The sequence below is a fragment of the Sediminicola sp. YIK13 genome (genome assembly GCF_001430825.1).
In the GTDB taxonomy this organism is placed as follows: domain Bacteria; phylum Bacteroidota; class Bacteroidia; order Flavobacteriales; family Flavobacteriaceae; genus Sediminicola.
The window spans coordinates 3,326,505-3,351,856 of the sequence record NZ_CP010535.1 but is presented as its reverse complement, the minus strand read 5'-3'; the positions used below and the strand labels follow the sequence as shown (position 1 = coordinate 3,351,856).

General features: G+C 40.1%; 24 protein-coding genes. 5 read left to right on the top strand and 19 right to left on the bottom strand.

Annotated elements, in window-relative coordinates:
- Window positions 1–78: 78 nt before the first annotated feature.
- The 5 genes from SB49_RS14880 to SB49_RS14860 all read right to left on the bottom strand — a co-directional run bounded on the left by SB49_RS14880 (window position 79) and on the right by SB49_RS14860 (window position 7,401).
- Window positions 79–2,583 carry a gliding motility-associated C-terminal domain-containing protein gene (locus SB49_RS14880; RefSeq protein ID WP_062058207.1) on the bottom strand — a complete coding sequence of 835 codons (2,505 nt, stop codon included), beginning with the start codon at window positions 2,581–2,583 and terminating at the stop codon, window positions 79–81.
- Window positions 2,584–2,704: 121 nt separating this feature from the next.
- Window positions 2,705–3,589 carry an ACP S-malonyltransferase gene (gene fabD / locus SB49_RS14875; protein ID WP_062058204.1) on the bottom strand — a complete coding sequence of 295 codons (885 nt, stop codon included), beginning with the start codon at window positions 3,587–3,589 and terminating at the stop codon, window positions 2,705–2,707.
- Between the two features lie 325 nt (window positions 3,590–3,914).
- Window positions 3,915–4,430 (bottom strand): gamma carbonic anhydrase family protein, encoded by a 516-nt coding sequence (locus tag SB49_RS14870; protein WP_062058202.1) that lies wholly within the window; start codon window positions 4,428–4,430, stop codon window positions 3,915–3,917.
- Between the two features lie 35 nt (window positions 4,431–4,465).
- Window positions 4,466–5,197: a LytR/AlgR family response regulator transcription factor gene (locus SB49_RS14865; RefSeq protein WP_062058199.1), complete on the bottom strand. Its 732-nt coding sequence runs from the start codon at window positions 5,195–5,197 to the stop codon at window positions 4,466–4,468.
- Window positions 5,197–7,401 carry a histidine kinase gene (locus tag SB49_RS14860; RefSeq protein ID WP_062058196.1) on the bottom strand — a complete coding sequence of 735 codons (2,205 nt, stop codon included), beginning with the start codon at window positions 7,399–7,401 and terminating at the stop codon, window positions 5,197–5,199. The genes SB49_RS14865 and SB49_RS14860 overlap by 1 nt, the downstream gene beginning before the upstream one ends.
- A 216-nt stretch (window positions 7,402–7,617) precedes the next feature.
- Here SB49_RS14860 and SB49_RS14855 point away from each other — a divergent pair, with 216 nt between their 5' ends.
- Entirely contained in the window at window positions 7,618–8,796 is a 1,179-nt protein-coding gene (locus tag SB49_RS14855; RefSeq protein ID WP_062058193.1) for a vWA domain-containing protein, read from the top strand.
- A gap of 43 nt (window positions 8,797–8,839) precedes the next feature.
- Here the strand turns inward: SB49_RS14855 and SB49_RS14850 are convergent, their stop codons facing one another.
- On the bottom strand, window positions 8,840–9,829 hold the full coding sequence (locus tag SB49_RS14850; RefSeq protein WP_062058190.1) for a PorP/SprF family type IX secretion system membrane protein: 990 nt from the start codon (window positions 9,827–9,829) through the stop codon (window positions 8,840–8,842).
- Between the two features lie 124 nt (window positions 9,830–9,953).
- On the opposite strand from SB49_RS14850, the gene SB49_RS14845 reads away from it, so the two are divergent.
- The 4 genes from SB49_RS14845 to SB49_RS14830 all read left to right on the top strand — a co-directional run bounded on the left by SB49_RS14845 (window position 9,954) and on the right by SB49_RS14830 (window position 14,193).
- On the top strand, window positions 9,954–10,856 hold the full coding sequence (locus SB49_RS14845) for a NifU family protein (protein WP_062058188.1): 903 nt from the start codon (window positions 9,954–9,956) through the stop codon (window positions 10,854–10,856).
- Between the two features lie 69 nt (window positions 10,857–10,925).
- Window positions 10,926–11,126: a dodecin family protein gene (locus SB49_RS14840; RefSeq protein ID WP_062058185.1), complete on the top strand. Its 201-nt coding sequence runs from the start codon at window positions 10,926–10,928 to the stop codon at window positions 11,124–11,126.
- Window positions 11,127–11,249: 123 nt separating this feature from the next.
- Window positions 11,250–13,301, top strand: a complete 2,052-nt coding sequence (locus tag SB49_RS14835; RefSeq protein WP_062058182.1) for a thioredoxin domain-containing protein — start codon at window positions 11,250–11,252, stop codon at window positions 13,299–13,301.
- A 73-nt stretch (window positions 13,302–13,374) separates the two neighbouring features.
- The gene (locus tag SB49_RS14830) at window positions 13,375–14,193 is read left to right on the top strand and encodes a mechanosensitive ion channel family protein (protein WP_062058179.1); all 819 of its coding nucleotides are present in this window, start codon (window positions 13,375–13,377) and stop codon (window positions 14,191–14,193) included.
- Here the strand turns inward: SB49_RS14830 and tsaB are convergent.
- The 13 genes from tsaB to SB49_RS14765 form a co-directional block, all read right to left on the bottom strand.
- Entirely contained in the window at window positions 14,190–14,864 is a 675-nt protein-coding gene (gene tsaB, locus SB49_RS14825) for a tRNA (adenosine(37)-N6)-threonylcarbamoyltransferase complex dimerization subunit type 1 TsaB (protein WP_062058177.1), read from the bottom strand. The genes SB49_RS14830 and tsaB overlap by 4 nt on opposite strands.
- 18 nt (window positions 14,865–14,882) lie before the next feature.
- A complete protein-coding gene (locus SB49_RS14820; protein ID WP_062058174.1) occupies window positions 14,883–16,232 on the bottom strand; it encodes a TolC family protein in 1,350 nt (449 codons plus the stop codon).
- Window positions 16,233–16,261: 29 nt separating this feature from the next.
- Window positions 16,262–17,392: an efflux RND transporter periplasmic adaptor subunit gene (locus SB49_RS14815; protein ID WP_062058171.1), complete on the bottom strand. Its 1,131-nt coding sequence runs from the start codon at window positions 17,390–17,392 to the stop codon at window positions 16,262–16,264.
- Between the two features lie 33 nt (window positions 17,393–17,425).
- On the bottom strand, window positions 17,426–18,688 hold the full coding sequence (locus SB49_RS14810) for an ABC transporter permease (RefSeq protein ID WP_062058167.1): 1,263 nt from the start codon (window positions 18,686–18,688) through the stop codon (window positions 17,426–17,428).
- A 1-nt stretch (window position 18,689) separates the two neighbouring features.
- Complete coding sequence (locus tag SB49_RS14805; RefSeq protein ID WP_062058164.1) at window positions 18,690–19,919, bottom strand: ABC transporter permease; 1,230 nt, start codon at window positions 19,917–19,919, stop codon at window positions 18,690–18,692.
- The gene (locus SB49_RS14800) at window positions 19,912–20,613 is read right to left on the bottom strand and encodes an ABC transporter ATP-binding protein (protein WP_062058161.1); all 702 of its coding nucleotides are present in this window, start codon (window positions 20,611–20,613) and stop codon (window positions 19,912–19,914) included. Before SB49_RS14800 ends, SB49_RS14805 begins: the two co-directional genes overlap by 8 nt.
- Before the next feature lie 382 nt (window positions 20,614–20,995).
- The gene (locus tag SB49_RS14795; protein ID WP_062058157.1) at window positions 20,996–21,214 is read right to left on the bottom strand and encodes a hypothetical protein; all 219 of its coding nucleotides are present in this window, start codon (window positions 21,212–21,214) and stop codon (window positions 20,996–20,998) included.
- A gap of 15 nt (window positions 21,215–21,229) precedes the next feature.
- The gene (locus SB49_RS14790; protein ID WP_062058154.1) at window positions 21,230–21,763 is read right to left on the bottom strand and encodes a DUF420 domain-containing protein; all 534 of its coding nucleotides are present in this window, start codon (window positions 21,761–21,763) and stop codon (window positions 21,230–21,232) included.
- A 1-nt stretch (window position 21,764) separates the two neighbouring features.
- Window positions 21,765–22,490, bottom strand: coding sequence for an SCO family protein (locus SB49_RS14785; RefSeq protein WP_062058151.1), 726 nt, complete (start codon window positions 22,488–22,490; stop codon window positions 21,765–21,767).
- Window positions 22,490–23,122, bottom strand: coding sequence for a hypothetical protein (locus SB49_RS14780; RefSeq protein ID WP_062058148.1), 633 nt, complete (start codon window positions 23,120–23,122; stop codon window positions 22,490–22,492). The genes SB49_RS14785 and SB49_RS14780 overlap by 1 nt, the downstream gene beginning before the upstream one ends.
- A gap of 69 nt (window positions 23,123–23,191) precedes the next feature.
- Window positions 23,192–23,575, bottom strand: a complete 384-nt coding sequence (locus SB49_RS14775) for a cytochrome C oxidase subunit IV family protein (protein WP_062058146.1) — start codon at window positions 23,573–23,575, stop codon at window positions 23,192–23,194.
- A 65-nt stretch (window positions 23,576–23,640) separates the two neighbouring features.
- The gene (locus tag SB49_RS14770; protein ID WP_062058143.1) at window positions 23,641–24,615 is read right to left on the bottom strand and encodes a cytochrome c oxidase subunit 3; all 975 of its coding nucleotides are present in this window, start codon (window positions 24,613–24,615) and stop codon (window positions 23,641–23,643) included.
- Between the two features lie 154 nt (window positions 24,616–24,769).
- Window positions 24,770–25,348, bottom strand: coding sequence for a cytochrome c oxidase subunit 3 (locus tag SB49_RS14765; RefSeq protein WP_062058140.1), 579 nt, complete (start codon window positions 25,346–25,348; stop codon window positions 24,770–24,772).
- Window positions 25,349–25,352 lie beyond the last annotated feature (4 nt).

Below are 25,352 nucleotides of genomic sequence, written 5' to 3'. Positions count from 1 at the left end.
TATCAGGGTCAAATCTGCAAATATCAGATAAATGGCCAAATACCGCAGAAGGTTGATAATTTGTAATCCTATTCTATATTATCTCATGATCTGTATCCATCCCTTTTTTACTTCCGAGCCATCACCCAGATTCATCACGTAAAAATAGGTGCCTTTGGGCAATTGCCCTTTTGTACCCTCGCCTGTCCACGTATTATCATATCTGGATACCGAAAAGACCTGATTGCCATACCGGTCAAATATTTCCAGGGTATTATTTGGATAGTTTAACACATCGTTTATTTGCAACACATCATTGACTCCATCCCCATTTGGTGAAAACTGATTAAAGACAAAACCGGGCTCATCACTGGAGCGGGGACCTACCACAACCCTGGCCGTGGCGATATTGTTCTCCGCATTTCCATCTGTTGGGGATGAGCTTACCAAAGCGGCTATGTTCTGATAGCTCCCTTCACGAGGCACCGTTACGGTAATCAATAAGGTAGCCTCTTCTTGTGGCGCTATGGACATAAGGCTCCATCTGCCCGTTACTTCATCATAGCTTCCATTGGAGGCAATATTAGATACGTATTGAAAACCATTAATCTGTTCTCCAACAAGATCATTAATGACCACATTTGCCACCGTAATTTGGCTCAGGTTGGTCAGTGTAACCGTAAACGTAATCTGTCGCCCTGCGGTAGGGGTGGCATTATCCACTGTTTTGGCAACTTGTAGATCTATGGTACAGGCCGCAGAAATATTTGGGATACAGGCATCATCATTGGCAGGATCCTCTTGGTCTACCACCCCATCGTTATCGGAATCCAGGATATCAGAATCTAGCGCATCTATGATGCCATCTCCATCTTCATCCAAGGGATTGTTGAGATCGTCACCTACTTCCACCCCGTCATTTATACCATCCCCATCTGTATCTGGATTATTGGGGTCCGTGCCCAAGGTGTTTTCGCTCACATCAAAAATGCCATCGTTATCAGAATCCACAGTACAAGCGGTTACCGATATGGTAACGGACACCGACGTATTGGCACATGGTGCCTGTGCTCTGGTGGTTGTATAGGTAAATACATATTCCCCGTTTTCCAAGCCCTCGAAGTCAACTACATTGTCTGTTCCTATTGCAAAAGTTCCCGTTGGGCCTGCAGTATAGGCCCATGTACCAGTATCTGCACCTGTAAGAGTATCATCCAGATCCAAGGTGGTAGGTCTGCCCGCAGCAACACTACAAGCGCCCATATCCGTGGCGGTACCTGCCGATGGAGTGTCTTTAATAGTAACCACAACAGCTTCCCTTGCCGAGGTACAGCCGTTGGCGGTTGCCTCTACATAATAGGTGGTCGTAGCCGTTAACAGCGGAGTGGTAAAACTTTCTCCCGTTGCCACACTCACACCTCCTGAAGGGGTGGTGAACCAACTGATGGAACCTTCAGAAAAATTGGCCCCCAAGGTAACAGAACCTTCATCGCATATCTCAGCAGGCGTGGTAGAGGTTATGGTTGGGCTAGAATTGAATTCTAAGGTGATCTCTAGAGCCGGACTAGTACAGTTGTTGGCCGCATCATAGAAGAAACCATAATAAGTCCCTGGAAAATCTGAAGACACAACTGAATCATCCAAATGGGCATTTGTATCCAAAAGATCTAAATTATTCGTGGTCCATTTGAGTATTGTACCAGATGGAGGAGTGCTATTAGTATAATTGTTCAGGTCCTGGCTTGCTACATTACAAAATACCGATTCCACATCCGAGTCCAGAACTGGTGCATTGAAACCTGCCGGACAGACCTCATCGTCCACAATGGTACCGATGCCTGTATCATCTGTAATACCAACCAAAACATGGCTCACATTGCTCAAGGTCACCTTGAAATTTTCCTCTTTTTGCTCCACCACTATGTCGTTGATAATGGGAACTGATATGGTCCTACGCTGACCACTTTCACCTGTAAAACTCAATGTGCCGCTGATGGTCGTATAATCTTGGCCTGCCATTGCCGTGCCATTTGACGTAGTGAAATCGAAGGTAAAACTACCGATGGAATTACCCGTTAAAGTGACCGTAAAAATTGCCGAGCCTCCATTCTCATTCACCACCACATCATCAATGGAAATATTGGATTCCATAACAGTTTCATTGTCCCCATTGGTAACTTGAATCTTACTTTCCTCGAGGTCTTTGTAATCTTCGTCATCAGTATCATCAATACCAATAATGATGTTGTAGGTAATTGGGCCATCAGGAAGAGCATCATCAACTGGCTCCACCTTAACCGTCTGTTTTTTGTCCCAATTAGATCTTTTGAAAGTCAATGATTTTTTTGACACTGTTCCTTCCGTCAAATCTTCCGAAACAATAAATAACTTGACATCATCGTCCGGACGAGAATTTAATACAATCGTGAACTCAACGGCATCTCCTCCTTCTATTGTGGTCAGTGAAGTTGGCGTAATCGTTATCCCCGCCTGCCCATATGCATTTGAGCAAACCAAAAACAAGGCACAAATCAGCAATGACCTTACTATAGATCTCCCTACTGCAGGATACGAATTACGGAAGAATGAGTAATTTATCTTCATTTAATGCAATTGATATTGATTAAATATAAACCACTCAAAAAAAGTCAAAAAAAATGGATTGGGCTATCCTGTATACATTAAAGAATTAGCTCAATCCATTTTGTGGTATTTCATAGGTAAACTAGGACAGTTCAGCGGATTTTGTTTCCGCTTCAGAGTGTATTTTTTTGACCAAACCTTGCAATACTTTCCCTGGACCCACCTCTGTAAATAAAGTGGCCCCATCTTGTACCATTTGTTGCACACTTTGGGTCCATTTTACGGGAGCCGTCAACTGCAAGATCAAGTTCTTTTTTATTTCGTCGGCATTGTTTACCGCGGTGGTAGGTACATTTTGATAAATTGGACACGTAGGTGCACTGAATTTTGTATTTTCAATCGCAGCTGCCAATTCTTCCCTTGCTGGCTCCATCAAAGGAGAATGAAAGGCCCCACCTACCGGCAATACCAACGCTCTGCGGGCACCAGCTTCCTTTAGTTTTTCACAGGCTTCATTAATGGCTTCTACCTCTCCCGAGATTACCAATTGCCCCGGACAGTTATAATTTGCCGGTACAACAATTCCCTTTATTTTAGAACAAACCTCCTCTACAACGGCATCCTCCACACCTAAAACGGCCGCCATGGTACTTGGCTGCAACTCACAGGCCTTTTGCATGGCCAAAGCTCTTTGGGAAACCAATTTTAACCCATCTTCAAAGGTCAAGACCCCATTGGCAACCAAAGCAGAAAATTCCCCCAAGGAATGTCCGGCTACCATATCCGGTTTAAAACTTTCGCCCATTACCTTGCTTAAAATAACCGAATGTAAAAATATGGCCGGTTGGGTTACCTTGGTCTCTTTCAGATCCTCGGGCGTGCCCTGGAACATAATATCAGTTATGGGAAATCCCAAAATAGTATTGGCCTTTTCAAAGAGCTCCTGCGCCAAAGGATATTTTTCATAAAGATCTAACCCCATTCCAACAAATTGCGCTCCTTGACCAGGAAATATATATGCGTTCATTCTATTTAAGTTTAAGTTGGAACAAAAATAAGATTTTTGAATTAATGAGGCGTATTTGTACAATGGTTCTGGTCATCTAATGTAATTTTCCACCCATAATAATGTCTCATTACATCTCGACTTGACTCGTTATGCCCCTTCTAATGGCTAAAAAAAGAATCAATATATCTCGACTGCGCTCGATATGACATGTGAGCGAATAGATGAATACTACAAGCCTCTCAACATCCGGACAGAGATCGAGAAGAAGCAAATGGAGGCTGGCAATTTCATACAATTAGGTCTCGACTGCACCCGTCCTGACATCGTGAAATTTATAAAGGCCCTATTCTTCCTTGAACCAACCGGAGTATTTCACATAAGCATTGGCGATCCTATCTACCTCTCCAGAGCTAAGTTCCGGACTGATATCCTTGATTTTTTTTGCTGGCATCCCAGCAAAAATAGTTCCAGCCGGCACATGGGTCCCTTTGGTAAGGACTGCTCCGGCGGCAATAATACTGTTGCTTTCCACCACACAATCATCCATTATAATACTGCCCATCCCAATTAGCACATTATCATGGATGGTACACCCATGCACCAAGGCGTTATGCCCTATGGAAACGTTGTTCCCGATGGTAGTGGCAGCTTTTAAATAGGTACAGTGAATAACCGCCCCATCCTGGACATTTACCTTGTTCCCCATTTTTATGAAGTTTACATCACCCCGTAAAACGGCATTGAACCATATGCTACATTGACTACCCATGGTCACGTCCCCAACAATGGTGGCGTTATCTGCGATATAACAGTCTTCTCCTATTACTGGTGTTTTTCCGTTTACGGTCTTAATGATCATTGCCTATATATTTATGTTCCATTACGTTTATATCTTTACTCAAAATACGATAAAAGCTGCTGTTTTCTTGAGGCCGAAACCAATAATTCCTTTCCATTGGATATCACGACACTCCCCCCTTTGCCTTTTTTATATTTGACTACCTCGTTTACATTGACAAGATAGGATTTATGAATACGGGCAAAAGCAAAATCCGATAACGCTTCTTCAAAATATTTCAAGGTCTTGCTTACCACCAATCTTTGGTTTTCCAAATAGATTTCCGTGTAATTATCATCTGCCTTGCAATACAATATATCTGCCACATTGAGCACCTGAAAACCATCTTGCTGGGGAAGGGTTATTTTTCCATCAACCCTATTTATTACCGGCGTCAGGATTTTATCTTCCAAAGCATTTTCCCGCTCTTTTACCTCAGCAACATAGGCGACCGACTTCACCAACTCATCTATATCAACGGGCTTCATCAAATAGTAGGCCGCATGATGGTTTAGGGCATCCATGGCATACTGGTTATAGGCTGTTACAAAAATAGTCTCAAAAGTCCGATCTGGCAATTGATCCAATAAGTCGAAGGCATTGCCGTAAGGCATTTCTACATCAAGAAACACCATATCGGGATTGTTTTTTTTTAACAAGACCAACCCATCCTTTATGGTAGCCGCTTCTCCCAGGACGTTTACATTCTTACAATATTTGGCAAGATAATTCCTCAGTATTTCCCTGCTATTGGCCTCATCTTCTATGATCAATGCTGTTAAGCCCATTATTCTCTTTTTAACGTCATTTCTACCCTGGTACCAGTTTCATCCTCAAAAAGGTCAGCTATGGATACGGTTATCCTATCCTTGTACATATCGTTCAAAATGGCGATTCGTTTTTTAATGTTCCCCATTCCTTTGGATTGCTGTTTCTTTTGATTGGAGGTTTTTAACTCCCCTGATTTTTTACGACCTATTCCATCATCTGAAATAGTTATCAATATCTCATTTTCGTCTTTTAGCTGTAGTTCTATTTTTAAAAAACCCTTTTCCTCCTTATAACGAAGACCATGCCAAATGGCATTTTCTATATAGGGCTGAAGCAACATGGGCGGGATTTGAAATTTATCAATCTCTATTTTTTCATCTACAAATAGATGGTACTCAAATTTATCCGGAAACCTACTATGCTCCAACTTTACATAGAGCTCCAATAAGTCGAGTTCTTTGGACAAGGGAATAAAATCTTCCTCTGAATTCTCAAGAACTGACCTCATCAACATTGAAAAATCACTCAAAAACCTATTCGCGGCTCGTTCATCACTTTTGGCAATATAATTATTGACGGAGTTAAGGGCATTAAAAATAAAATGAGGGTTCATTTGTGAGCGCAAAGATTTTAAAGCCAATAAATTATTGGCCAATTTCTGTTGCTTATTGCTCCTATAAAAGAAAAACACCACCAATCCCATTAACAACAATCCAAAAACCAAGGAATAAATGACCCATGTCTGCCTTTTATTGTTTTCTGCAATCAGCTCTTGCTCGGTTAGGGCAAGGTCGTATTTACTTTGCGAGAGCTCCCTCTCCTGCTCCAATCCTGATATTCTGCTCTGCTTGGCCGCTATTTCCCGATTAAAACGTGCCGCTCTTGAAATTTCCTGTTCCTTTCTTACGTAGAGTGTATCCACCACGGAAACATATTGCTGGTAGGTTTCCAAGGCTTTGGAATATTCCCCTTTGTACTTGTAGACCTCTGACAATTTCCGTGTCGCATCCTTTTGTACCACCAAATCATCATCTGCATCGGCCTCTTTGATACTTTGCTCCAGGTAGGGAATGGCCTCAGTTAGCTTGTCCTGAGCTATGTAGGCATTCGCAATTTTATAATTGATGCGTTGGGTGGTTATCGTATCTGAAGTGGTAATGCCCCTATTTTTAGAAGGCTTGGACTTGGGAATCTTGTTCAATTCATCCAAACTTTTTTTCCTCAATGCTATTTCTGCCGAAAATTGACTTTTTTGATTGTAAAAATCGGCCACTTTTTCCTTTTCCTGAACGGCACGCTGGGGCGCTTGTTTACTAGCCAGTTCCAAAGAACTATCATAAAACTCGGCAGCCCGATCCATTTTATTATCTTGGGCATAGGCGTTCCCAATCTTGGAATTAAGATCGGTCATCTTGGGCGTAATTAAATGCTGCATGGCCAATTCCAATCCTAAATTATAATTCGCCAAGGCCTCTTTGTTTTTCCCCAGACCCATATTGGCATCCCCCAAGCTTTCATATATTTCAACCTTTTGATAGGGGACAGTCCCTCCTTCTTTGGTCAAGGAGGTGAAAATAACTTCGGCCTTTTTATACTCCTTATTCATGAGATAGGCCTTCCCCAATAGGATTTCTGTTTTTACTGATTTCTTGTTCCGCAGTGCATCTAGATAGTTGGCAATTGCCAAATCATATTGCTTATGGTAATGGTATATTTCTCCAAGGGTACTCAAGGATGCTGACATCTGTCCCTTATCACCTCTATTTCCCAATTGCAAAATGGATTTCGTTATAAAATCCAAACTCTTTTCAATATTCGATTTCTTGTAGTGGAGTGCAGAATCCAACAACATTTGATGGGAAATCTTAGAGCTCAAATCATCCCTATCCTCAAGACCCCCCTTTTTATTCACTTCATAACCTTCCACCAAGACTTTGATGTCCTCTTGATTTTTAATGGTATAATATACGGTCTGAAAATAGGGACTTTCAATCTGCAATCGATCACCCACAACCACATTAATTCTAAATTCTCCAAGACCATTGGTGGTGGCATAACTCCCTTTTTGATTGGAAACGTTCACCCCACTTAAAGGAGTATTATTTTCCTTACCTACTACAGACCCCTTTAATTCAAAAGTACCTTCTCTTTGCTTTACCTGTGAAGTGACCACGGTAAAACTGAAAAGTAAAAGGGCTAAGAAATATTTTGTTCTGGGCATGAGGAATATTGAATGTGTTAAACTTAACTGATTTAAATGATATTAAAAAATGTGAAAATCCCGATTCATGCGATGTTCAATCCGAATTTTGACACTTCCCACAATCAAAGGTTACGTACGCTCATTGAAATAGCAGCTTGACTCATTATCGGTTTTATTCATAAAAAGATGGATTTAGCTTTAAGGATAATTCATTATTAATTAAAACCTTGAAGTATGAAAAATTTAATACAATTTTTAAGTATAGGTTTCCTTGCCTTAGGTATGGGAGAAGCTTTTGGAGCTACCATTGAAGGAAGCGATAGTGTTGCCCCATTTGGCTTTATGGTAGAAGCGCAACAACCTGTATACAAATCAAAACCAACTGTGAAGATCGCGCTCTTATTGGATACCAGTAACAGTATGGATGGTCTCATCAATCAGGCCAAAGCGCAATTATGGGATGTAGTCAACAAATTTGGGTATGTTAAATGCGGTAATGACACCAGGCCCCAATTGCAAATCGCCATATATGAGTATGGCAATGACAACCTATCTTCCTATGAGGGGTATATTAGACAGGTGATAGGTTTCAGCAGTGATCTGGATGAAATTTCAGAAAAACTATTCTCCCTCACAACCAATGGAGGTGAGGAATATTGCGGCCAGGTCATACAGACTTCCTTGAACCAACTGGACTGGGGAAAAAATGAGGACGATCTAAAACTGATCTTTATCGCCGGGAACGAGCCTTTCTCTCAGGGCAGATTAAATTATTGGGACGCCGCTACCAACGCCAAAGAAAAGGACATTGTTGTCAATACCATCTTCTGTGGAAATTATGAGCAGGGGATCTCCACAAAATGGAAGCATGGCGCTATATTGACTGGAGGAGAATATATGGCCATAGACCATAATAGAAAAGTAGTGCATATTGTCACTCCTTATGACGATGTGATCTTACAATTGAATGTCCGACTCAACAGGACCTATATTTCCTATGGTGCCATGGGTGCCACAAAAATAGCGATGCAAAGTACACAAGACCAAAATGCGGAAGCCATGGAGGAGGCCGTCATGGTAAAGAGGGCAGTAAGCAAGAGTTCCAGATTGTACAGCAATTCTGAATGGGATTTAGTGGATGCCTCAAAAAAAATAGACTTTGACGTTTCCAAAGTTGAAAAAGAGCAATTGCCGCAGGAATTAAAAAATAAATCTGATAAGGAAATCACCCAATATATCAATTCCAAAAAAGAAGAAAGGGAGAAAATCCAAAATGAGATACAGGAACTGAATAGTAAGCGGGAAGCCTATTTGGCAAAAAACCAAAAGGACAGTTCTAAAGGTGAATTGGAAAATGCATTATTATCAGCAATCCAAAAACAAGCCTTGAAGAAAAATTATACTTGGGAATAAAATCGAATTCAAGCTTATGGTATTTATGCGATAAGCTTGTTTTTTAATTGACCGCAGGACATTTACAATCGTACCTTTTTTCTGTTTGGCCAAAGTCGTACCCAAGGGTAATCTGGTGGAAACCTCCATTGTCAAACCTAATATCACCCATCTGATAGGAGTAGTTATAGGATACCAAAAACTGACCTATATTAGCGCCCACTATAGGGGTTACTAATTGTAAGCGTTGTTCTCCAAAGCTACCGTTGGTCTGAAATTGTGCCCCATCAAAACTTCTTCTATAGGAAAGTCCGCCCCAAATGGTACCAAAAGGAACGCTTTTATAAACCTTGGCGTTGATATCAACTGTTTTTTCTTTCGTAAAATCGGTCATCTGAAATAACATGGACGGCTCCAATTGTATTTCGCCTTTTCCAAATACGTACCCAACAGAAAACAAATACCTTCTAAGGTTATCAAATTCGTTTGCAGTGTACAGATCGCGCCCACTGCCCAAGGCGTTCAATACTGCCGTATGCGCATAGAATTCCAGAAAATTATAGGAAAAACCAAAGTCCACATTAAAATAGGCCGCCGTATTTTTAACCCCTGTAATCACTGGATCAGGGATGATGGACCTAAATTCAGTTTCATCAAGACTACTGAGTATTACACCTACACTTGCACCAAAGGATAATTGGTTCAAAAAACGCTCATCACCGCCTAATTTGAGGTGATGGGCATAAGTTCCTTTAAAACCTGTTTGGGAGTGGTAGCCGTTGGAATCATTAAAAAGGATACCACCCAAACCACTATTTTCACCAACTCTAAAATTGGCATTAAAAGTTTGAAGGCTGGGAGCTTCCTCAACATTGAACCACTGTTTTCTGGCCGTTAGCCTTATTTTACCTCCATCACTGATACCTGCCATAGAAGGGTATACCAAATAATAATTATCTGCTAGGTAGTCAAAATAAACTGGGATCCCTTCCTGTGCAATGGCTGGTGAACCAAGTGCAAAAGAAGCCAATAAAGCTAAAAGGAGTCGTTTCATCTAGAATATGGGGTAAAGATTGTATAAACCGTTCAAATATTAAATATAACGGTTGAAATACTACATTAGTATAAAGTGGTTTAAATAGGAAATCCTTTGTACTTTTGCGTAAAATTTTATTCCCATGAAAGAATACACTATCACTATATACGAAACAACCAACCCACACATACTAAAGTTTGAGACTAATCATTTTATAACCAAGAACAACAATTATGAGTTCAAGGATATAGATCAGGCAAAGAATTCACCTTTGGCACAACAACTTTTCTACCTTCCATTTGTAAAAACCGTTTATATCTCAGGTAATTTTATTGCTTTGGAACGCTATGATATTGTTCAATGGTCAGATGTAAGGGATGAAGTGGCGCAGCAAATCGTGGAATACCTGAACAGTGGCGCTCCTATTGTTCATGAAGAACAAGACGAAAAGAAGGTGCCAGCGACGGTTTACGCAGAAAACACCCCAAATCCGGCGGCGATGCGCTTTGTTGCCAATAAATTGTTAGTACCCACCGCTTTTGAATTTAAAAATATTGACGAAGCCAAGGACTCCGCTTTGGCCACCGAACTATTTAAATTTCCTTTTGTCAAAGAGGTCTTCTTTGACGAAAACTATGTATCCGTTACCAAATATGAAGTTGCCGATTGGAATGAAATCACTTTGGAAATAAGGGAATATATCCGGAATTTCATTGCCGATGGCAAAGAAGTGGTCTCAGCCAACAGTGTTGCCAAACAAAAGGCAGAAGCACCCTCGAGTCAAGTGCATTCCGATAGTTTGGACGACACTTCAAAAAAAATAATTGATATCTTAGAAGAATATGTGAAGCCTGCAGTAGCCAGTGATGGTGGTAATATCCTTTTCAAATCGTATGATGAGGAGACCAAAACTGTAAACGTTGTTCTTCAGGGAGCATGTAGCGGCTGTCCCTCTTCTACCTTTACTTTAAAGAATGGTATTGAGAACATGTTAAAAAATATGATGGGAGATAAAATTGAACAGGTAGTAGCTTTAAACGGATAATGACCCATCAAAAACTTGAATTGATGGATAAGATTTTCTACATTTAAGGAAACTCTAAAACTATTCATTATGTCAGTTCTAAAAGTTATTGAAATATTGGCAAACTCAGATAAAAGCTGGGAAGATGCCGCAAAGAATGCCGTTAGTGAAGCTTCAAAATCTGTTAAAAACATCCGTTCTGTTTATATCAATGAACAAAGTGCCACAGTAAAAGACGGGAAAATGGATAATTATCGCGTAAACGTCAAGATTACCTTTGAAGTTGGATAACTTTTCAATAAAATTTAAATTAAAGCGCCTCTTAAGGGCGCTTTTTTTATGTCCATTAGGGCCCTCTTTTGTACCTTCATAAGCTCAAAGAAGTCACTTCTAGTTTAACTATATCCATTTAACATGACCCACAAACACACCAATAACCTTATTCACGAGAGCAGCCCCTATCTGTTGCAGCATGCCCACAATCCTGTACATTGGGAAGCATGGAGCCAAGACCTCATGGCACGTGCAAAAAGGGAAAACAAATTGGTATTGGTAAGCATTGGTTATGCCGCATGCCATTGGTGCCATGTCATGGAGCACGAATGTTTCGAGGATGAAACTGTGGCTGACGTAATGAATGAGCACTTTATTTGTATTAAGATAGATAGAGAGGAACGCCCGGACATTGACCATATTTATATGGACGCCCTGCAAATGATGACCGGAAGTGGTGGATGGCCTCTAAATGTTGTCACCCTGCCCGATGGCAGGCCCTTTTGGGGGGCCACCTATGTAAAAAAACAGGATTGGATAACAGTACTGCAACAACTTGCCGACCTGTATCAGAAGGAACCCAAGAAGGTCATAGCCTATGCCGAGAATTTGGCCGAAGGAATCCGCACCATCAACCTGGTTGAAAAAAATGAAGGAGCTCCTATATTTTCAATGGAACAATTGGATGAGGCCATAGTACAATGGTCCTCCTATTTTGATACTTTTTTAGGCGGACATAAACGTGCCCCTAAATTTATGATGCCTTGCAACCTAGATTTTCTTTTGCACTATGCCACTATAGGAAATGACCAGGCTATAAAGGACTATGTGAATGTAACCCTGACACGCATGGCAAATGGGGGGATCTTTGATCATATAGGTGGTGGATTTTCCAGGTATGCCGTGGACACTAAATGGCATGTTCCCCATTTTGAAAAAATGCTCTATGACAACGGGCAAATGGTCAGTTTATATGCACAAGCCTATGCAACCACAAAAAAGACCCTCTATAAGAAGACGGTAAAAGAAACGATCGATTTTATTACAACAGAGCTTATGGCACCAAACTATGGGTTTTATTCTTCTTTGGATGCCGATAGTTTAAACACTGAAAACAAGCTGGAGGAAGGAGCCTATTATGTTTGGACGGTTCCTGAATTGGAGAATTTGTTAGGGGATCAATTCAAAATCTTTAAGGACTATTACAACATAAACGACTATGGACATTGGGAGCATGGGAACTATGTCCTCATAAAGGATGCTCCTGACAAGGAAATTGCGGCGAAGCATACAATAACCATTGCGCAATTAAATGCGACCATAGAAGCGTGTAAGGATTTTCTAAAAAAAGAAAGGAAAAAAAGAAACCGACCCAGATTGGATGACAAGATCCTGACCTCATGGAACGGCCTGATGCTAAAAGGATTGGTAGATGCGTATAGATATCTTCAAAATGATGACTATTTGGATTTGGCCGTCAAGAATGCCAATTTTATTTTGAATCATTTAACCAATGAAGAAGGCGGATTATTTCACAACCATAAAAATGGAACAAGTTCCATAAATGGATTTCTCGAAGATTACGTATCGGTAATAGAAGCACTTTTTGCACTTTATGAGGTTACATTTGATGAGCACTGGCTCTTAAAAGCAAAAGAACTTTTGGACTTTTGTATCACTAATTTTTATGATGAAGAAAGTGCGCTCTTCTTTTTTACCGCAAAAAGCGATGCCTATGTAATTAGAAGAACCTTAGAAGTTGCTGATAACGTCATTCCAGCATCCAATAGCATCATGGCGCATTGTTTGTTTAAAATTGGAAAACTCTTTCCCATTGAAGGCTATGGTGATCTTGCCCAACAAATGCTCTTAAACGTCCAAGAAAATTTTACCAAAAATGCCCAGGGACATGCCAATTGGCTTCATTTGGTCCTTTACCACCAACTAAACTTCTATGAAATCGCTATTGTAGGCGATGAATCTGATGCAAGAGCAAAAGAACTAAATGCCCATTATTTGCCACAGGCTCTTGTTGCCGGAAGCAATATACCCACAAACGACCTACTATTATTACAAAATAGATTTGTGGAAGGTGCCACACCTATTTATATCTGCCAAGAAGGTAGTTGTAAATTACCGGTCCATACCATTGAAGAAACTTTGTTACAGATGAGTGCTATAAGTGAGGATTAACAGTACTTTAAGCCCATAAACTTGATAGGCGACCCTATTTTTTGTTTTTTTGTTAAAATTTTAGAAAAAGTATATGATAGAAATAGAGAAAGTTGAAAAATACGTAGACGATTTCACCCAATGGGCGATTGAATTCTTGCCTAATATAATCGCAGCAGTTCTGATCCTTTTTATAGGACTCTGGGTAGTTAAAATGATTAACAAATTGGTCCGAAAATTCTTTGAAAAACAAGAATTTGATTTGGCCCTGGAACACTTCCTGCAAAGCTTTATCAGCATTGTTTTGAAATTCCTGCTGTTTGTCCTTGTGATCACACAATTGGGTGTACAATCATCCTCATTGGTAGCCATTGTGGGTGCCGCCGGACTTGCCGTTGGTTTGGCACTTCAAGGTTCCTTGGCGAACTTCGCCGGTGGGGTACTGATTCTGATCTTTAAACCTTTTAAAGTAGGAGATTTCATTTCTGCTCAAGGTGTGGACGGTACAGTTACAGAAATTTCTATTTTCACTACTAAACTGAGCACCTTTGGAAACCAGATTGCCATAATTCCCAATGGGCAATTGTCCAATAACAACATTATCAATTACAATGCACAGGACACAAGGCGTGATAAGATTACCATGGGTATTGGGTATGGTTCCAATATTAAGGAAGCGAAAGAAATATTACTTCAGATCTGTGCCGAGAACGATAAGATCCTTAAGGATCCGGCCCCAGTGGTTTATGTAGATGCTTTGGCGGACAGTTCCGTAAACCTTTCACTCCGTTTTTGGGCAAACAATCCAGATTTCTGGGAGGCGCACTTTCATGTAATGGAAGAAACTAAATCTAGATTTGATGCGGCTGGGATTGAAATTCCATTCCCACAAAGAGTTATTCACAAGGCCTAGGCCTTTTTCTTCTGCAAAACAAAATCTTTTAAATAATACGGTTCGAAGTAGGCGACATTTTCAAAGTCGCTTGCTTCGAATTTTTTTTGGGACAATTGTGCCATCTCCCTAGCAGAAGGAACAACTGTTGTATCCAATACAATATTGGGGTGGTTTAAGACTCCTTTGCACTTCTCCGCTCCACTGCCCATTATATGAAGGGTGTGGGTGTCTGTATATTCCTTAAATGAATCCTCATTGATGATCTCAGCTTCTGTAGCCCTTATCTCCTTTAGATCACGGCTATAAACAGCAGAATAAACCTCCATCCTTCGGGCATCTAAAACGGGAATAATCAGATGACCCTCTGGCACCACAAGCTGATGGGCCATACTCTCAAGGGTAGGGATGGAAATAAGCGGTACATCCAAAGAAAAACACAACCCTTTAGCTGCTGAAACACCAATACGCAGTCCGGTATAAGACCCAGGACCCTTGCTTACGGCTACGGCATCTATATCTTGCAATGAAAAGGAAGCCTTTTTCAAGACTTCCTTTATAAAATTATGTAATTGTTCTGCATGGGAGTAATTGGCACTATCAAATTCTTTGATAGCTATTACCTTCCCATCTTTTGCCAAACATACCGAACAATTTGTTGTCGCGGTTTCTAAATTTAATATCAAAGCCATAATGGCAACAAATATACTTTAGTTTACGGTTATAGGAATACCAAAATAAAACTCTAATACCTTCAATCTAAAAATATAGTCATATTTTGTACGTATCAAATCTGCCTCTGCATTATCTACCCTAGCTTGTGACTGGCTAAAATCGAAGGCATTCATCAATCCTACCTCAAAACGTTCCCTTGTATACTCATAGGCCGTTTTTCTAGCTTCTAACGTCTTTTGAGCAGCCTCATAGGACTTATAAGAATTTTTGACATCAGCATACGCTTGGTTCACATTTGCTTCCAAGGCCAATTTGTCCTGCTCTAATTGAAGCCTTGACCTGTCAACATTAATTTCTGACCTTTTGATATTGTTCTTCACACTAAAGCCATTGAATATAGGAATGCTTAACTGGGCACCATAAGAGATACCATCGTTCATCCATAATTGATCCCCAAAACTTGTGGTCATAAACGTGTTGGTAACGGGATCAAATGACGGCTGATCCGAGTATCTCGTATTATAGTTAAAAAAACCTCTTAACGTAGGATAAAGCGCACCCTTGGCAATGTCTAAATCTTTCTCCGCAACATCTACATTAGATTCGGCTAACTTAATATCATTCCTGAAGGTAAGTGCCTTATCAAAAATAGTCTTAGGAGAATTGTCCAATATATTGGATGGCGGCACCATAAATTCTTGGTCCACGATATCAAAATTATCGTAATCCGTGATCTGCAGTAACTGGGCCAAATTAATACGGGAAATAAACACAAGGTTCTCCGCATTTACAATTTGTTGCTCCTGAGTAGCAGCTGTTGCTTCTACCTCCAATAAATCGCCCATAGGCACCACGCCCGATTCTACCAACTCTTTGGTGCGTTTTAAATCTTGTTCCGTAACAGCATACTGTGCCTTAAAAACTACAAGAGATTCCTTGTTCAATAATATTTGCAAGTATCCATTGGCTACAGACAATCCAATATCGTCTTTTAAATCTTCCAATCTATACTGGCTGGCAAGGGCTGCAAGCTTGGCACGGTTCAGTCTATGGATGTTTCTTAGGCCGTCAAAAAGAACTGCGGAAGATGACAATCCACCAGACGCCGTAACAATGGTTGTGGTTACAGGCTGATTGTTGGTAGGGTCAAAGGATAATCCAGTATTTCCAGATAAAGTGGAAGAGGCACTTAAACTTGGAAGAAAACCTCCAATGGCATCCGATTTATCGAGTTTTATACTTTCCAAATCCAATTCAAACTGCTCAATACTCAAATTATTCTCGTAGGCGTAATCGACACACTCTTGTAACGTCCATTTCTTCATTTGTGCCGTAACCGATCCTATTGAAAAAAGAACCAAAACTATTATAAACTTAATTTTCATTGGTAACTGTTTTTGATGATTGAACTAGTTTAGTTTTTTTCTTCGTCTTCCTCAGTTCCCTTCTTAATAGGCTCTGTCTTGTTCCAAATCTTTACTTTGTCATCCTTGGTAATCCCTTCTACAATTTCTACATTGACACCGTCCGAAATTCCTATTTTAACATCTTTACGCTCAAATTTCTGGTCGCCCGTTAAGATTTCCACATAGGGCTCATCTGTAGTTTTATCAAATTGCAACAAGGCTTCCGGAATCACCATAACGCTGTCTTTTTTCTCCAAAACAAGGGACGCATTTGCACTATAACCAGCACGAATTAAAAAGTCGTCCTCAACGGTCACATCCCCTTCAATCTTAAACTGAACTGCTCCAGATTCTTCCACACCTTTTGGTGCAATAAACCTAAGTTTGGCATCAAATTCCTTATCATTGATGGCGCCCAAACTAATCTTTAGCGGCATCCCCAATTGCAACTTTCCAACTTCCCCTTCATCTACCTTTCCTTCAAAGATCATGATACTTAAATCCGCAATGGTAGCAATGGTGGTTCCGTCATTGAAATTGTTACTTTGGATCACTTGATCCCCTTCTTTTACTGGGATCTCCAATATAGTTCCCGATACCAAGGCTCTAATGTTTGTATTGGCGGTTGCTGAGCCTCCAGCAGATCCAACACGGATGATCTGATAATCGGATTGTGCATTTTGCAATTCCAATTTAGCTTGGTCATACCGAAGTTGTTGTGAATTAAAATCCTGACTGGAAACAACCCCTTTATCAAATAGTATTTTATTTCTATCGTATTCAATTTTGGTGTTATTCAATGCAATTTCTGCATTCTTTACACGTCCCTTGGCTTGGTTTAAAGATTGCTCATTGGGAACCACCTTAATTTTTGCGATCAAATCTCCTGCCTTCACTTTAGCACCTTCTTTTAGATATATCTTATCGATAATACCTGAAACTTGAGGTTTAATCTGAACCTCATCCTCGGGCACTACCTTTCCCGTGGCCACAGTTTTCTTTTCCACATTGGCGGTAAAAGGATTTTTTGTTTCATATGTAATGGCAGATTTGCTATTCGTTTTTACGAAAAATGCTGCAGCCCATAATGCTCCCAACACTACGACTCCTATCAATACGTATTTTAGAATTTTGTTCATTTTGATCGTCTTTATTTAATGATATAGTTTAGTTTATTCTTCTCTTAATGCGTCAATTGGTTTTATGCTTACGGCACGTTGGGCAGGTATCAACCCGATCAATGTTCCTAGGATGACCATTATTGCCAAGGCCCCTAGAACATAAGGGATGGGCACTGTTGGGTTGGCATAGGGGAAATCTGTATCCTGCGTTAAACCGTTGATTATGCTCAACACTCCTGCTCCCAATATGATACCGATAACTCCAGCAATCATGGTCAATAGCACCGACTCCAATATAATAAGGGCGCGTACCTCTCGTGGTGTTGCACCCAAAGCCCGTCTAACCCCCAATTCTTTGGTTCTTTCCTTAACGGAGATCAAAAGAATATTTCCAATTCCTATGACCCCAGCCAGTATAGTAGCTATTCCCACTACCAGGGATAAAAAGGTCAGGCCTTCCGCAAATCCCACAATTCTATTAAAAATCTCTCCCAGATTAAAGGAACCAAAAGCCCTTTCGTCCTTGGGATTCACATTGTGAATGGTTTTAAGGAGGGCTTTCACGTCTTTTTCTACCTGAATCACATCTGCATCGTCATACGCTGCAATGGTCAACCAAGAAACATCTTCACCGGTATTGTACAATTTTTTAAAAGTACTGAACGGGATATAGATATCCGAATCACTTTCGAACCCACCACCAGGTGTAAATTTGTGCACACCTACTACTTGAAAGAACACATTATCGATCCTAATAAATCCTCCTATAGGATCCTCTCCTTTTTCAAATATCTCTTTTTGGGTACGTTCTCCAATGACACAGACCTTTCGTGCCTGGTCTATATCCTCATCATTGATGAACCTGCCCCCATCATATATCTTCTTAGTGGCTATTTTTGTCAATACAGGATAATCCCCATAAACCGCATAATTCCCAGACTTGGTACCTCTAATAATCTGCGCAGGACCGCTGCCAAAAATACCCTTTACGTTTCTTGGGGCAATATATTGTATCTCTGGAACCCTATTTTCTAGCACGGTTACATCCTGTAGTTTTAGTTGCAACTGCCTTCCGGTTTTAAATCCTTTATAAGGCATGCTTGTACTTTGCGCCCAAGCGAACATACTGTTCATGGCCACATTTTCAAATTGTTTTTCAAAACCATTGTCCAACCCCTTTGCCGCACCGGACAATACGATATAAATAAAAATACCCCACAAAACACCAACCACCGTAATGATGGTACGGGTCTTGTTCTTACTTATAGAACCGTATATTTCCTGCCATGTATTTCTGTCAAATATAAATCGCATGTTATTCGTCTCTTAAAGCTACAATTGGTTTTATATCGGCCGCTCTTTTGGCAGGTAAATAACCTGCAAGTGCACCAAAGAAAATCAATACTATAGTGGCTGTAATGGCCATGGTTAAATTGATAAATGGATTGGTAATAAAATAATCTTTTAAGGTATCTCCAAGGGATCCCAATATGGCAATTCCCAAGATCATTCCTATGAAGCCCGATACCGTAGTAATAAATACGGACTCCAACAAAATGGTGCCAATGACTGACTTAGGAGTAGCTCCCAATGCCTTTCTGATTCCCAGTTCCTTGGTTCGCTCCTTGACCACGAAAACCATAATATTACTGATCCCTATAATTCCGGCAATAATGGTCCCGAAGGCCACAAAGGCCACAATTATCTGTAAAACCCTTGCGAATTGTTGGTTTTGTTTTAACTGATCGGCAATATTTCTGATAAAAATTCCGCTCTCGTCATCTGGACTGATATTTTTCTTATCCTTAATGAACCTTGTCAGACTCCTATCAAAGGCCATCGCCCCGACATATCCAATTTCCGGTCTAAACCCAACAATAATTTGATCTATCTTATCTGTATTCTTCTCAATAAGCTGTCTTGTGGTGTACGGTATATATATGGTCCTTTCCTCATTGTCTCCACCCTCGTCCTGAAAAACTCCAATGACCATAAATGCACTACCGCCTATGTCAATATAGTTGCCTATGGAATTATCCGTACCAAATAGATCCTTTTCTACCAATCTTCCGATAACAGCATATTTAGTTCTATTGGTGACATCAGCTTCGTTGATGTACCTACCCTTCATCATGATCGTCTTTTCTGCAAACTGATGTGCAGGACCTACAGCTCTATTGGAATAGTTATTGGATTCATTCTTATATTTTACCAAGCTACTTCTAGAAATCCTTGGGGTGGTATACTCCAGGAACATTGGAAAATTCTTTTCTATATCAGCTAAATCGCTATTTTCAAATTCTATTTGCCTATTTGCCTTGAAGCCCTTGTATGGTTTTGTGGTCCGTCCTGGAAATACAAAAAATACATTGGTGGCATCGTCCCCAAAAAATTCATCAAAGGTGTTGATCAGTCCGTTTCCGAAACCAAAGAGAACAACGAAGATGAAAATACCCAGTGCAACGGTAAACCCGGACAAAAATGTCCTCAGTTTATTCTTTTGAATCGTCTGGAAAATTTCTTTCCAATTGTCCCTACTAAACATATTGCGACGCTCTTACTTGTTCAACCCTTTTATCTTCCAGAATTATCCCATCCTTCAAATGAACGATACGCTTGCACATATTGGCAATATCAGGTTCATGCGTAACGATTAAGATGGTATTTCCCTTGTCGTTAATTTTTTGGATAAGATCCATTACTTCATAAGACGTTTTACTGTCCAGTGCACCCGTTGGCTCATCTGCCAACAATACTTTGGGTTCGGCCGCCATAGCCCGTGCAATGGCCACACGCTGTTTTTGTCCACCAGAAAGCTCATTGGGAAGATGCCCTGCCCATTCCTTTAGACCTACCTGTTCCAAATATTTCAAAGCCTTTTCTTGTCGTTCTTTCCTTCCTACCTTTTGGTAGTAAAGGGGCAGGGCAACATTTTCAAGAGCTGTTTTATAATTGATTAGGTTGAAGGACTGAAATACAAAGCCCAGAAATTTGTTTCGATAATTGGCTGCCTTGGTTTCGTTAAGATTTACAATAGGTACACCATCTAAAGTATAGGAACCTTTATCCAATTCATCCAACATTCCCAGAATATTCAATAAGGTTGATTTACCTGATCCCGAAGAACCCATGATTGCTACCAACTCTCCTTCTTCAACGGAAAAATTAATACCTTTTAATACATGGAGGGAATTGCTTCCCATCTTATAGGATTTATGAAGATCTTTAATTTCTATCATAACAAAATTGAATTGGATGTTTTCGATTAGGTACGCTGATAAGACTAGGAAGATTGCTTTTTGTTACAACTTTTTGTCCAAAATATTTTTAAATGGACTATTTCTTTATTTTTTGGAGACTTTCCTGTTAAAAGAAAATGCATCCTAATTACAAATTAGCGGCGTGCTACAGGTGATTAATGAAAAGGACAAACTTTAGAACTACGTTTTAGGTAAGTCTCCTGATCTTCATGATCGCGTATTACCTGGAGAGGGGAAAAAATAGGAGTGGTAAAAGGTGCTGGGATAGCAACTAAAGTTGCGTAAATGAAACTGACAACATTGAGTGATTGTTGAAGGCATTCATTGGAAATGCTAGTATCTTAAATAGGCTCTAACCGCCCTAAGTTCTCATCTTTCTATAGATGAAATAAAATAAGCCTGCTACCAAAATATAGGGAACCGCCATAAGGTAGACTATCCCGTTATTGATCCCTTCCGCAGCAGAGGTATCGGCCTCGCTCTCCAAGACTGCCCGACACATGGCACATTGGGCCTCCATAAATTGTGGCAGAAAGACTGCTAAGAGGGTTAGAACAACTAGGATGCTTTTATTTTTCAAAATTCGTACTTTAGATTATTGAATATAGTAAGGGGAAATCATCAAATAGACTACCACCCCTGTAACAGCTACATAAAGCCATATTGGAAAGGTAATCTTTGCCAATTTTCTATGTGCTTCAAACTTCTTCAAATAAGCTCTGGCATAGGTTCTCAATACCAAAGGAATAATGGCTATGGACAAAATGATATGTGTGACCAGTATAAAATAATAAACCCATTTGATCCATCCTTCCCCTCCAAAGGTTGTGGAGTCCGAGGTCATATGATAGGCCACGTACATGACCAAGAACGCCAAGGACAATGCAATACATGTGGTCATTAGATTCTGGTGCAACGTTCTCTTTCCATTTTTTATGGCCCAGACTGCAACTATCAACAAAAGGGCAGTAAGCCCATTTGTAGCCGCATAAATTGGCGGCAAAAAGGAAAGTGGCTCCACATTCGGCAATTTTACCCCAAACAAGATAGCAACCACTACTGGGATCACCACGGAAACCAAGGTGATAAGTTTATTAAATTTCTTCTCTTTTAAAGCAATGGCATCCATCCTATTCTTCCAATAATTTTTTAATATCCTCTTTTAAAATCGCAATCTGTTCTTTTTCTCCCTGTTCGTTCTGACCTTCAGATTCAGAGATAGTCCCCCTGTAATAAATAATTGGGTTTCCAAAGTCATCGACCCGGGACCTGATAAACCCTTTTTTATCAATCAAGGCAAAAAGTCCCGAATGTTCAAAACCTCCAGGGGCATTGGGTGTTTGGGCCGCAAAAATATTGAAGCCGTTATTGGCCAAGTCGTAGATTTCTTCATGACTACCGGTCAACAAATGCCAATCTATATTAGTTATCCCATAGGATTCGGCATACTTCTTCAAAACCGTCGGGGTGTCGTACTCTGGATTAATGGTAAACGAAGCCACTCCAAAATTTTGAAAATCTTTAAATTCTTCCTGAATCTCCACCAAATTTTTGTTCATTATCGGACAAATACTCGGACAGGTAGTGAAGAAAAATTCTACCACATACACTTTGCCCCTATAATCTTTTTCTGTGATGACTAGGCTATCTTGGTTGACCAATGAAAATGAAGGCACCTTTCTTTTTTCGCCATTAAATTCGATATACGACAAGGCTCCGCTGTTGTTCTTTACGTTCATGCGGTCGTTCTCCACAATAGAACCACTCTGTATACGGTCTACGATCCTAGGAATAAAAATAATCCCGAAAATCAACACAATCAATGAAACCCAAACATATGTGTATTTATTCTTCATTAGTTGCTTCTTTCGGCATTGTTCTTCTTTAAGGCCATGCGATATTCCGCAAAAATGATTTTTACGTCATCCTCCATCTTATTGTTCAGATCGGCCACTGAAGAGGTATTAAAGCCATATTTGGTGCCATTGCCTTCATCGTCCTTTCTTCCTCTTAGGCTTTTATCCTTATCCACAATAAAAACAAAAGATGTACTCAGGTTGTCCTCTAGTGTGAGATCTGTTTGTAAGCTGGCGAACATGGACTTTATTTCCTCTGGTTCCCCATAGATAAACTTCCATTTGGAAATATCCCCCAGACTTCCTAAATCTTTTTTCAATTCCTCCACCTTTGCCTCTGTGCCCTTGGGCATGACCATGACGAATTGAAAATCGTTGAATTCGTAGAAAGGCTTATATATTTTTTGGTTCAGATTAAAGGCATTCCCTTTTTTAAGCTCTACATTCTCACCCAAAAAACCAAGTATGGTAATTTTATCCTGTAGGGTATATGCCGGATCTATAATGGAAATATCGGATACCTTTTCCGTAAGAATGGGAAGCTTTCCAAAATTATTTATACCCGAGGCAAAAAATAAATAGGCAACAATGGGAAGTATAAATAAAACGACTAAAACAAATACTTTTTTCATGCTATAAGGTAGGGTACAAAAATAAAAAAGACGGTATAAAAACCGTCTTTTAATTCTGTTAATTATACGTTAGAAATTCCATTTTATAAAACCTTCCTTGTATACTTGAAAGATATAATCTGCCTCGAACAACAAGATAAATATCAGATAAGCCACCAGGAAAATCGGAGTCCAAACTATAGTTCTTCTCAAAGAGCTTTTCTCATCCCTCAAGTGCATAAAGTCCCATGCAATATAGTATGCCTTTACCAAGGTCAATATGATGAATATCCAGTTAAGCGATTTCATCCCCAAAACATAGGATTTGGTCAATGCTTCGGGCTTGGCTATACCCAAGGCAACCTCTACTGCTGTGACCAGGGTTAAAAATATCAATACCCCCCAGATTTTTTGCGTGTTCGACTTAAATTTTAAAAGACCTCTAAATATTTCTAATTTGTGTGCGTGTGCCATTTTTAATGTTTTATATGGACCTCCTAGACTCTAGTAGAGCTTTGCAGGTTATATTTTTATAATGATTAAACCAAATAAAAGAAGGTGAATACGAATACCCAAACCAAATCCACAAAGTGCCAGTAAAGTCCAACTTTTTCTACCATCTCATAGTGTCCCCTGCGTTCGTAGGTACCCAAGATAACGTTGAAAAATATTATCAGGTTGATCATCACCCCAGAAAATACGTGGAATCCGTGAAAACCTGTGATAAAGAAAAAGAAATCGGCAAATAAACGACTCCCATATTCATTATGGATCAGATTAGCTCCTTCCACGACGTACTTGGCATTATTTAAAGATTTTAAGGATTCATCCCTACTAAGAACTGTCTTCTCTCCTTCTTCGTTCAACATTTCTGTACGAATGACGATATTGGAATTGGCCTTGAAACCTTCTACCACTTCATTTACGGAATAGGTAGGCAACGTCCCTTCACCAACAAACCAAAGTCCGCTTTTGCTTTCGTGAGCTACTCGCTCTTCTGGCAATTGGTTTGTAAAGTCACTCAAAGCAGCACGTTCACCACTATCGGCCTTCACGAATTGCAGAATACGCCCCCCTTTGGTTTCAATAGCGCCATAATCCCCTTTGATAAAGGTGGCCCATTCCCATGCTTGGGAACCAACGAAGATTGCACCTCCGATAATAGTAAGGAACATGTACCAGATAACGCTGTTCTTTTTCATTTTATGCCCAGCATCCACGGCCAATACCATGGTTACGGATGACATGATCAGGATAAAGGTCATAAAAGCCACATAGTACATTGGGAAATTCCCGTGAAAGAAAGGAACGTGGGTAAATACCTCATCGGCAATAGGCCATGTTTCTATAAACTTGAATCTGGAAAATCCGTAAGCCGCCAAAAAGCCGGAAAAGGTCAAAGCATCAGATACAATGAAGAACCACATCATCATTTTACCATAACTTGCTCCTAAAGGTTGGTTACCGCCTCCCCAAACGTTTTCTTCTGTACCCGTTGTTACCGTAGTATCCATATTTGAATTATCGTATTAATAAAATTTTCACAAATTTACATTTTTTTCGTCTACACAAAATTTTTGCCTTTTAAAATATGGGAAAAATTTCAAGTATTTTGGGAAGTAGGCCCCATTTAAGACACTATTCCCCAAGATTTATCTTTATTTAGTTTTAATAGAAATAAAAGAACAAAATTAGATAGACCCATAAAAGGTCCAAAAAGTGCCAAAAGGTGGCCCCCAATTCCAATCCTAGATATTCCTTGGAGGAGTATTTTCCTTTTATCTGTCTGTACAATACCACTAAAAGGGAAATTAACCCAGCAACCACGTGCAGGATATGCACAACCGCAATCAAAAAGATGTACGACATGGTAATGCTGCTCGTTGGCCCGGTAAAATAATATCCTTGAGCAATCATTTGGGAAAACCCATTGAACTGCAATAAGATAAAACTCACTCCCAATACCAAGGTAAGCAACAGCCACCTGGTACACATCTTGGAATTATCGGCCTTTACGGCAGATTTCGCCATCATATAGGTTATGCTGCTCAGTACCAATACCAAAGTACTATATAAAAACGAGGATGGCAATTGCAGATCGGTAAGCCAGTCTTCCCGGGTACTACTCACAATATAGGCACTGGTCCAGCCAGCAAATCCCATAATTAAACTTACTATCCCGAACCAGAGCATCATTTTTTTTGCCCTATCGTTCTTCTCCTTAGGAGTACCTGTTGTTAAATCCATAAAC

What these genes read in the sequence shown, in the direction of transcription:
- SB49_RS14880 (WP_062058207.1), bottom strand. Translation starts at nt 2,583, where the DNA reads ATGAAGATAAATTACTCATTCTTCCGTAATTCGTATCCTGCAGTAGGG.
- fabD (WP_062058204.1), bottom strand. Translation starts at nt 3,589, where the DNA reads ATGAACGCATATATATTTCCTGGTCAAGGAGCGCAATTTGTTGGAATG.
- SB49_RS14870 (WP_062058202.1), bottom strand. Translation starts at nt 4,430, where the DNA reads ATGATCATTAAGACCGTAAACGGAAAAACACCAGTAATAGGAGAAGAC.
- SB49_RS14865 (WP_062058199.1), bottom strand. Translation starts at nt 5,197, where the DNA reads ATGGGCTTAACAGCATTGATCATAGAAGATGAGGCCAATAGCAGGGAA.
- SB49_RS14860 (WP_062058196.1), bottom strand. Translation starts at nt 7,401, where the DNA reads ATGCCCAGAACAAAATATTTCTTAGCCCTTTTACTTTTCAGTTTTACC.
- SB49_RS14855 (WP_062058193.1), top strand. Translation starts at nt 7,618, where the DNA reads ATGAAAAATTTAATACAATTTTTAAGTATAGGTTTCCTTGCCTTAGGT.
- SB49_RS14850 (WP_062058190.1), bottom strand. Translation starts at nt 9,829, where the DNA reads ATGAAACGACTCCTTTTAGCTTTATTGGCTTCTTTTGCACTTGGTTCA.
- SB49_RS14845 (WP_062058188.1), top strand. Translation starts at nt 9,954, where the DNA reads ATGAAAGAATACACTATCACTATATACGAAACAACCAACCCACACATA.
- SB49_RS14840 (WP_062058185.1), top strand. Translation starts at nt 10,926, where the DNA reads ATGTCAGTTCTAAAAGTTATTGAAATATTGGCAAACTCAGATAAAAGC.
- SB49_RS14835 (WP_062058182.1), top strand. Translation starts at nt 11,250, where the DNA reads ATGACCCACAAACACACCAATAACCTTATTCACGAGAGCAGCCCCTAT.
- SB49_RS14830 (WP_062058179.1), top strand. Translation starts at nt 13,375, where the DNA reads ATGATAGAAATAGAGAAAGTTGAAAAATACGTAGACGATTTCACCCAA.
- tsaB (WP_062058177.1), bottom strand. Translation starts at nt 14,864, where the DNA reads ATGGCTTTGATATTAAATTTAGAAACCGCGACAACAAATTGTTCGGTA.
- SB49_RS14820 (WP_062058174.1), bottom strand. Translation starts at nt 16,232, where the DNA reads ATGAAAATTAAGTTTATAATAGTTTTGGTTCTTTTTTCAATAGGATCG.
- SB49_RS14815 (WP_062058171.1), bottom strand. Translation starts at nt 17,392, where the DNA reads ATGAACAAAATTCTAAAATACGTATTGATAGGAGTCGTAGTGTTGGGA.
- SB49_RS14810 (WP_062058167.1), bottom strand. Translation starts at nt 18,688, where the DNA reads ATGCGATTTATATTTGACAGAAATACATGGCAGGAAATATACGGTTCT.
- SB49_RS14805 (WP_062058164.1), bottom strand. Translation starts at nt 19,919, where the DNA reads ATGTTTAGTAGGGACAATTGGAAAGAAATTTTCCAGACGATTCAAAAG.
- SB49_RS14800 (WP_062058161.1), bottom strand. Translation starts at nt 20,613, where the DNA reads ATGATAGAAATTAAAGATCTTCATAAATCCTATAAGATGGGAAGCAAT.
- SB49_RS14790 (WP_062058154.1), bottom strand. Translation starts at nt 21,763, where the DNA reads ATGGATGCCATTGCTTTAAAAGAGAAGAAATTTAATAAACTTATCACC.
- SB49_RS14785 (WP_062058151.1), bottom strand. Translation starts at nt 22,490, where the DNA reads ATGAAGAATAAATACACATATGTTTGGGTTTCATTGATTGTGTTGATT.
- SB49_RS14780 (WP_062058148.1), bottom strand. Translation starts at nt 23,122, where the DNA reads ATGAAAAAAGTATTTGTTTTAGTCGTTTTATTTATACTTCCCATTGTT.
- SB49_RS14775 (WP_062058146.1), bottom strand. Translation starts at nt 23,575, where the DNA reads ATGGCACACGCACACAAATTAGAAATATTTAGAGGTCTTTTAAAATTT.
- SB49_RS14770 (WP_062058143.1), bottom strand. Translation starts at nt 24,615, where the DNA reads ATGGATACTACGGTAACAACGGGTACAGAAGAAAACGTTTGGGGAGGC.
- SB49_RS14765 (WP_062058140.1), bottom strand. Translation starts at nt 25,348, where the DNA reads ATGGATTTAACAACAGGTACTCCTAAGGAGAAGAACGATAGGGCAAAA.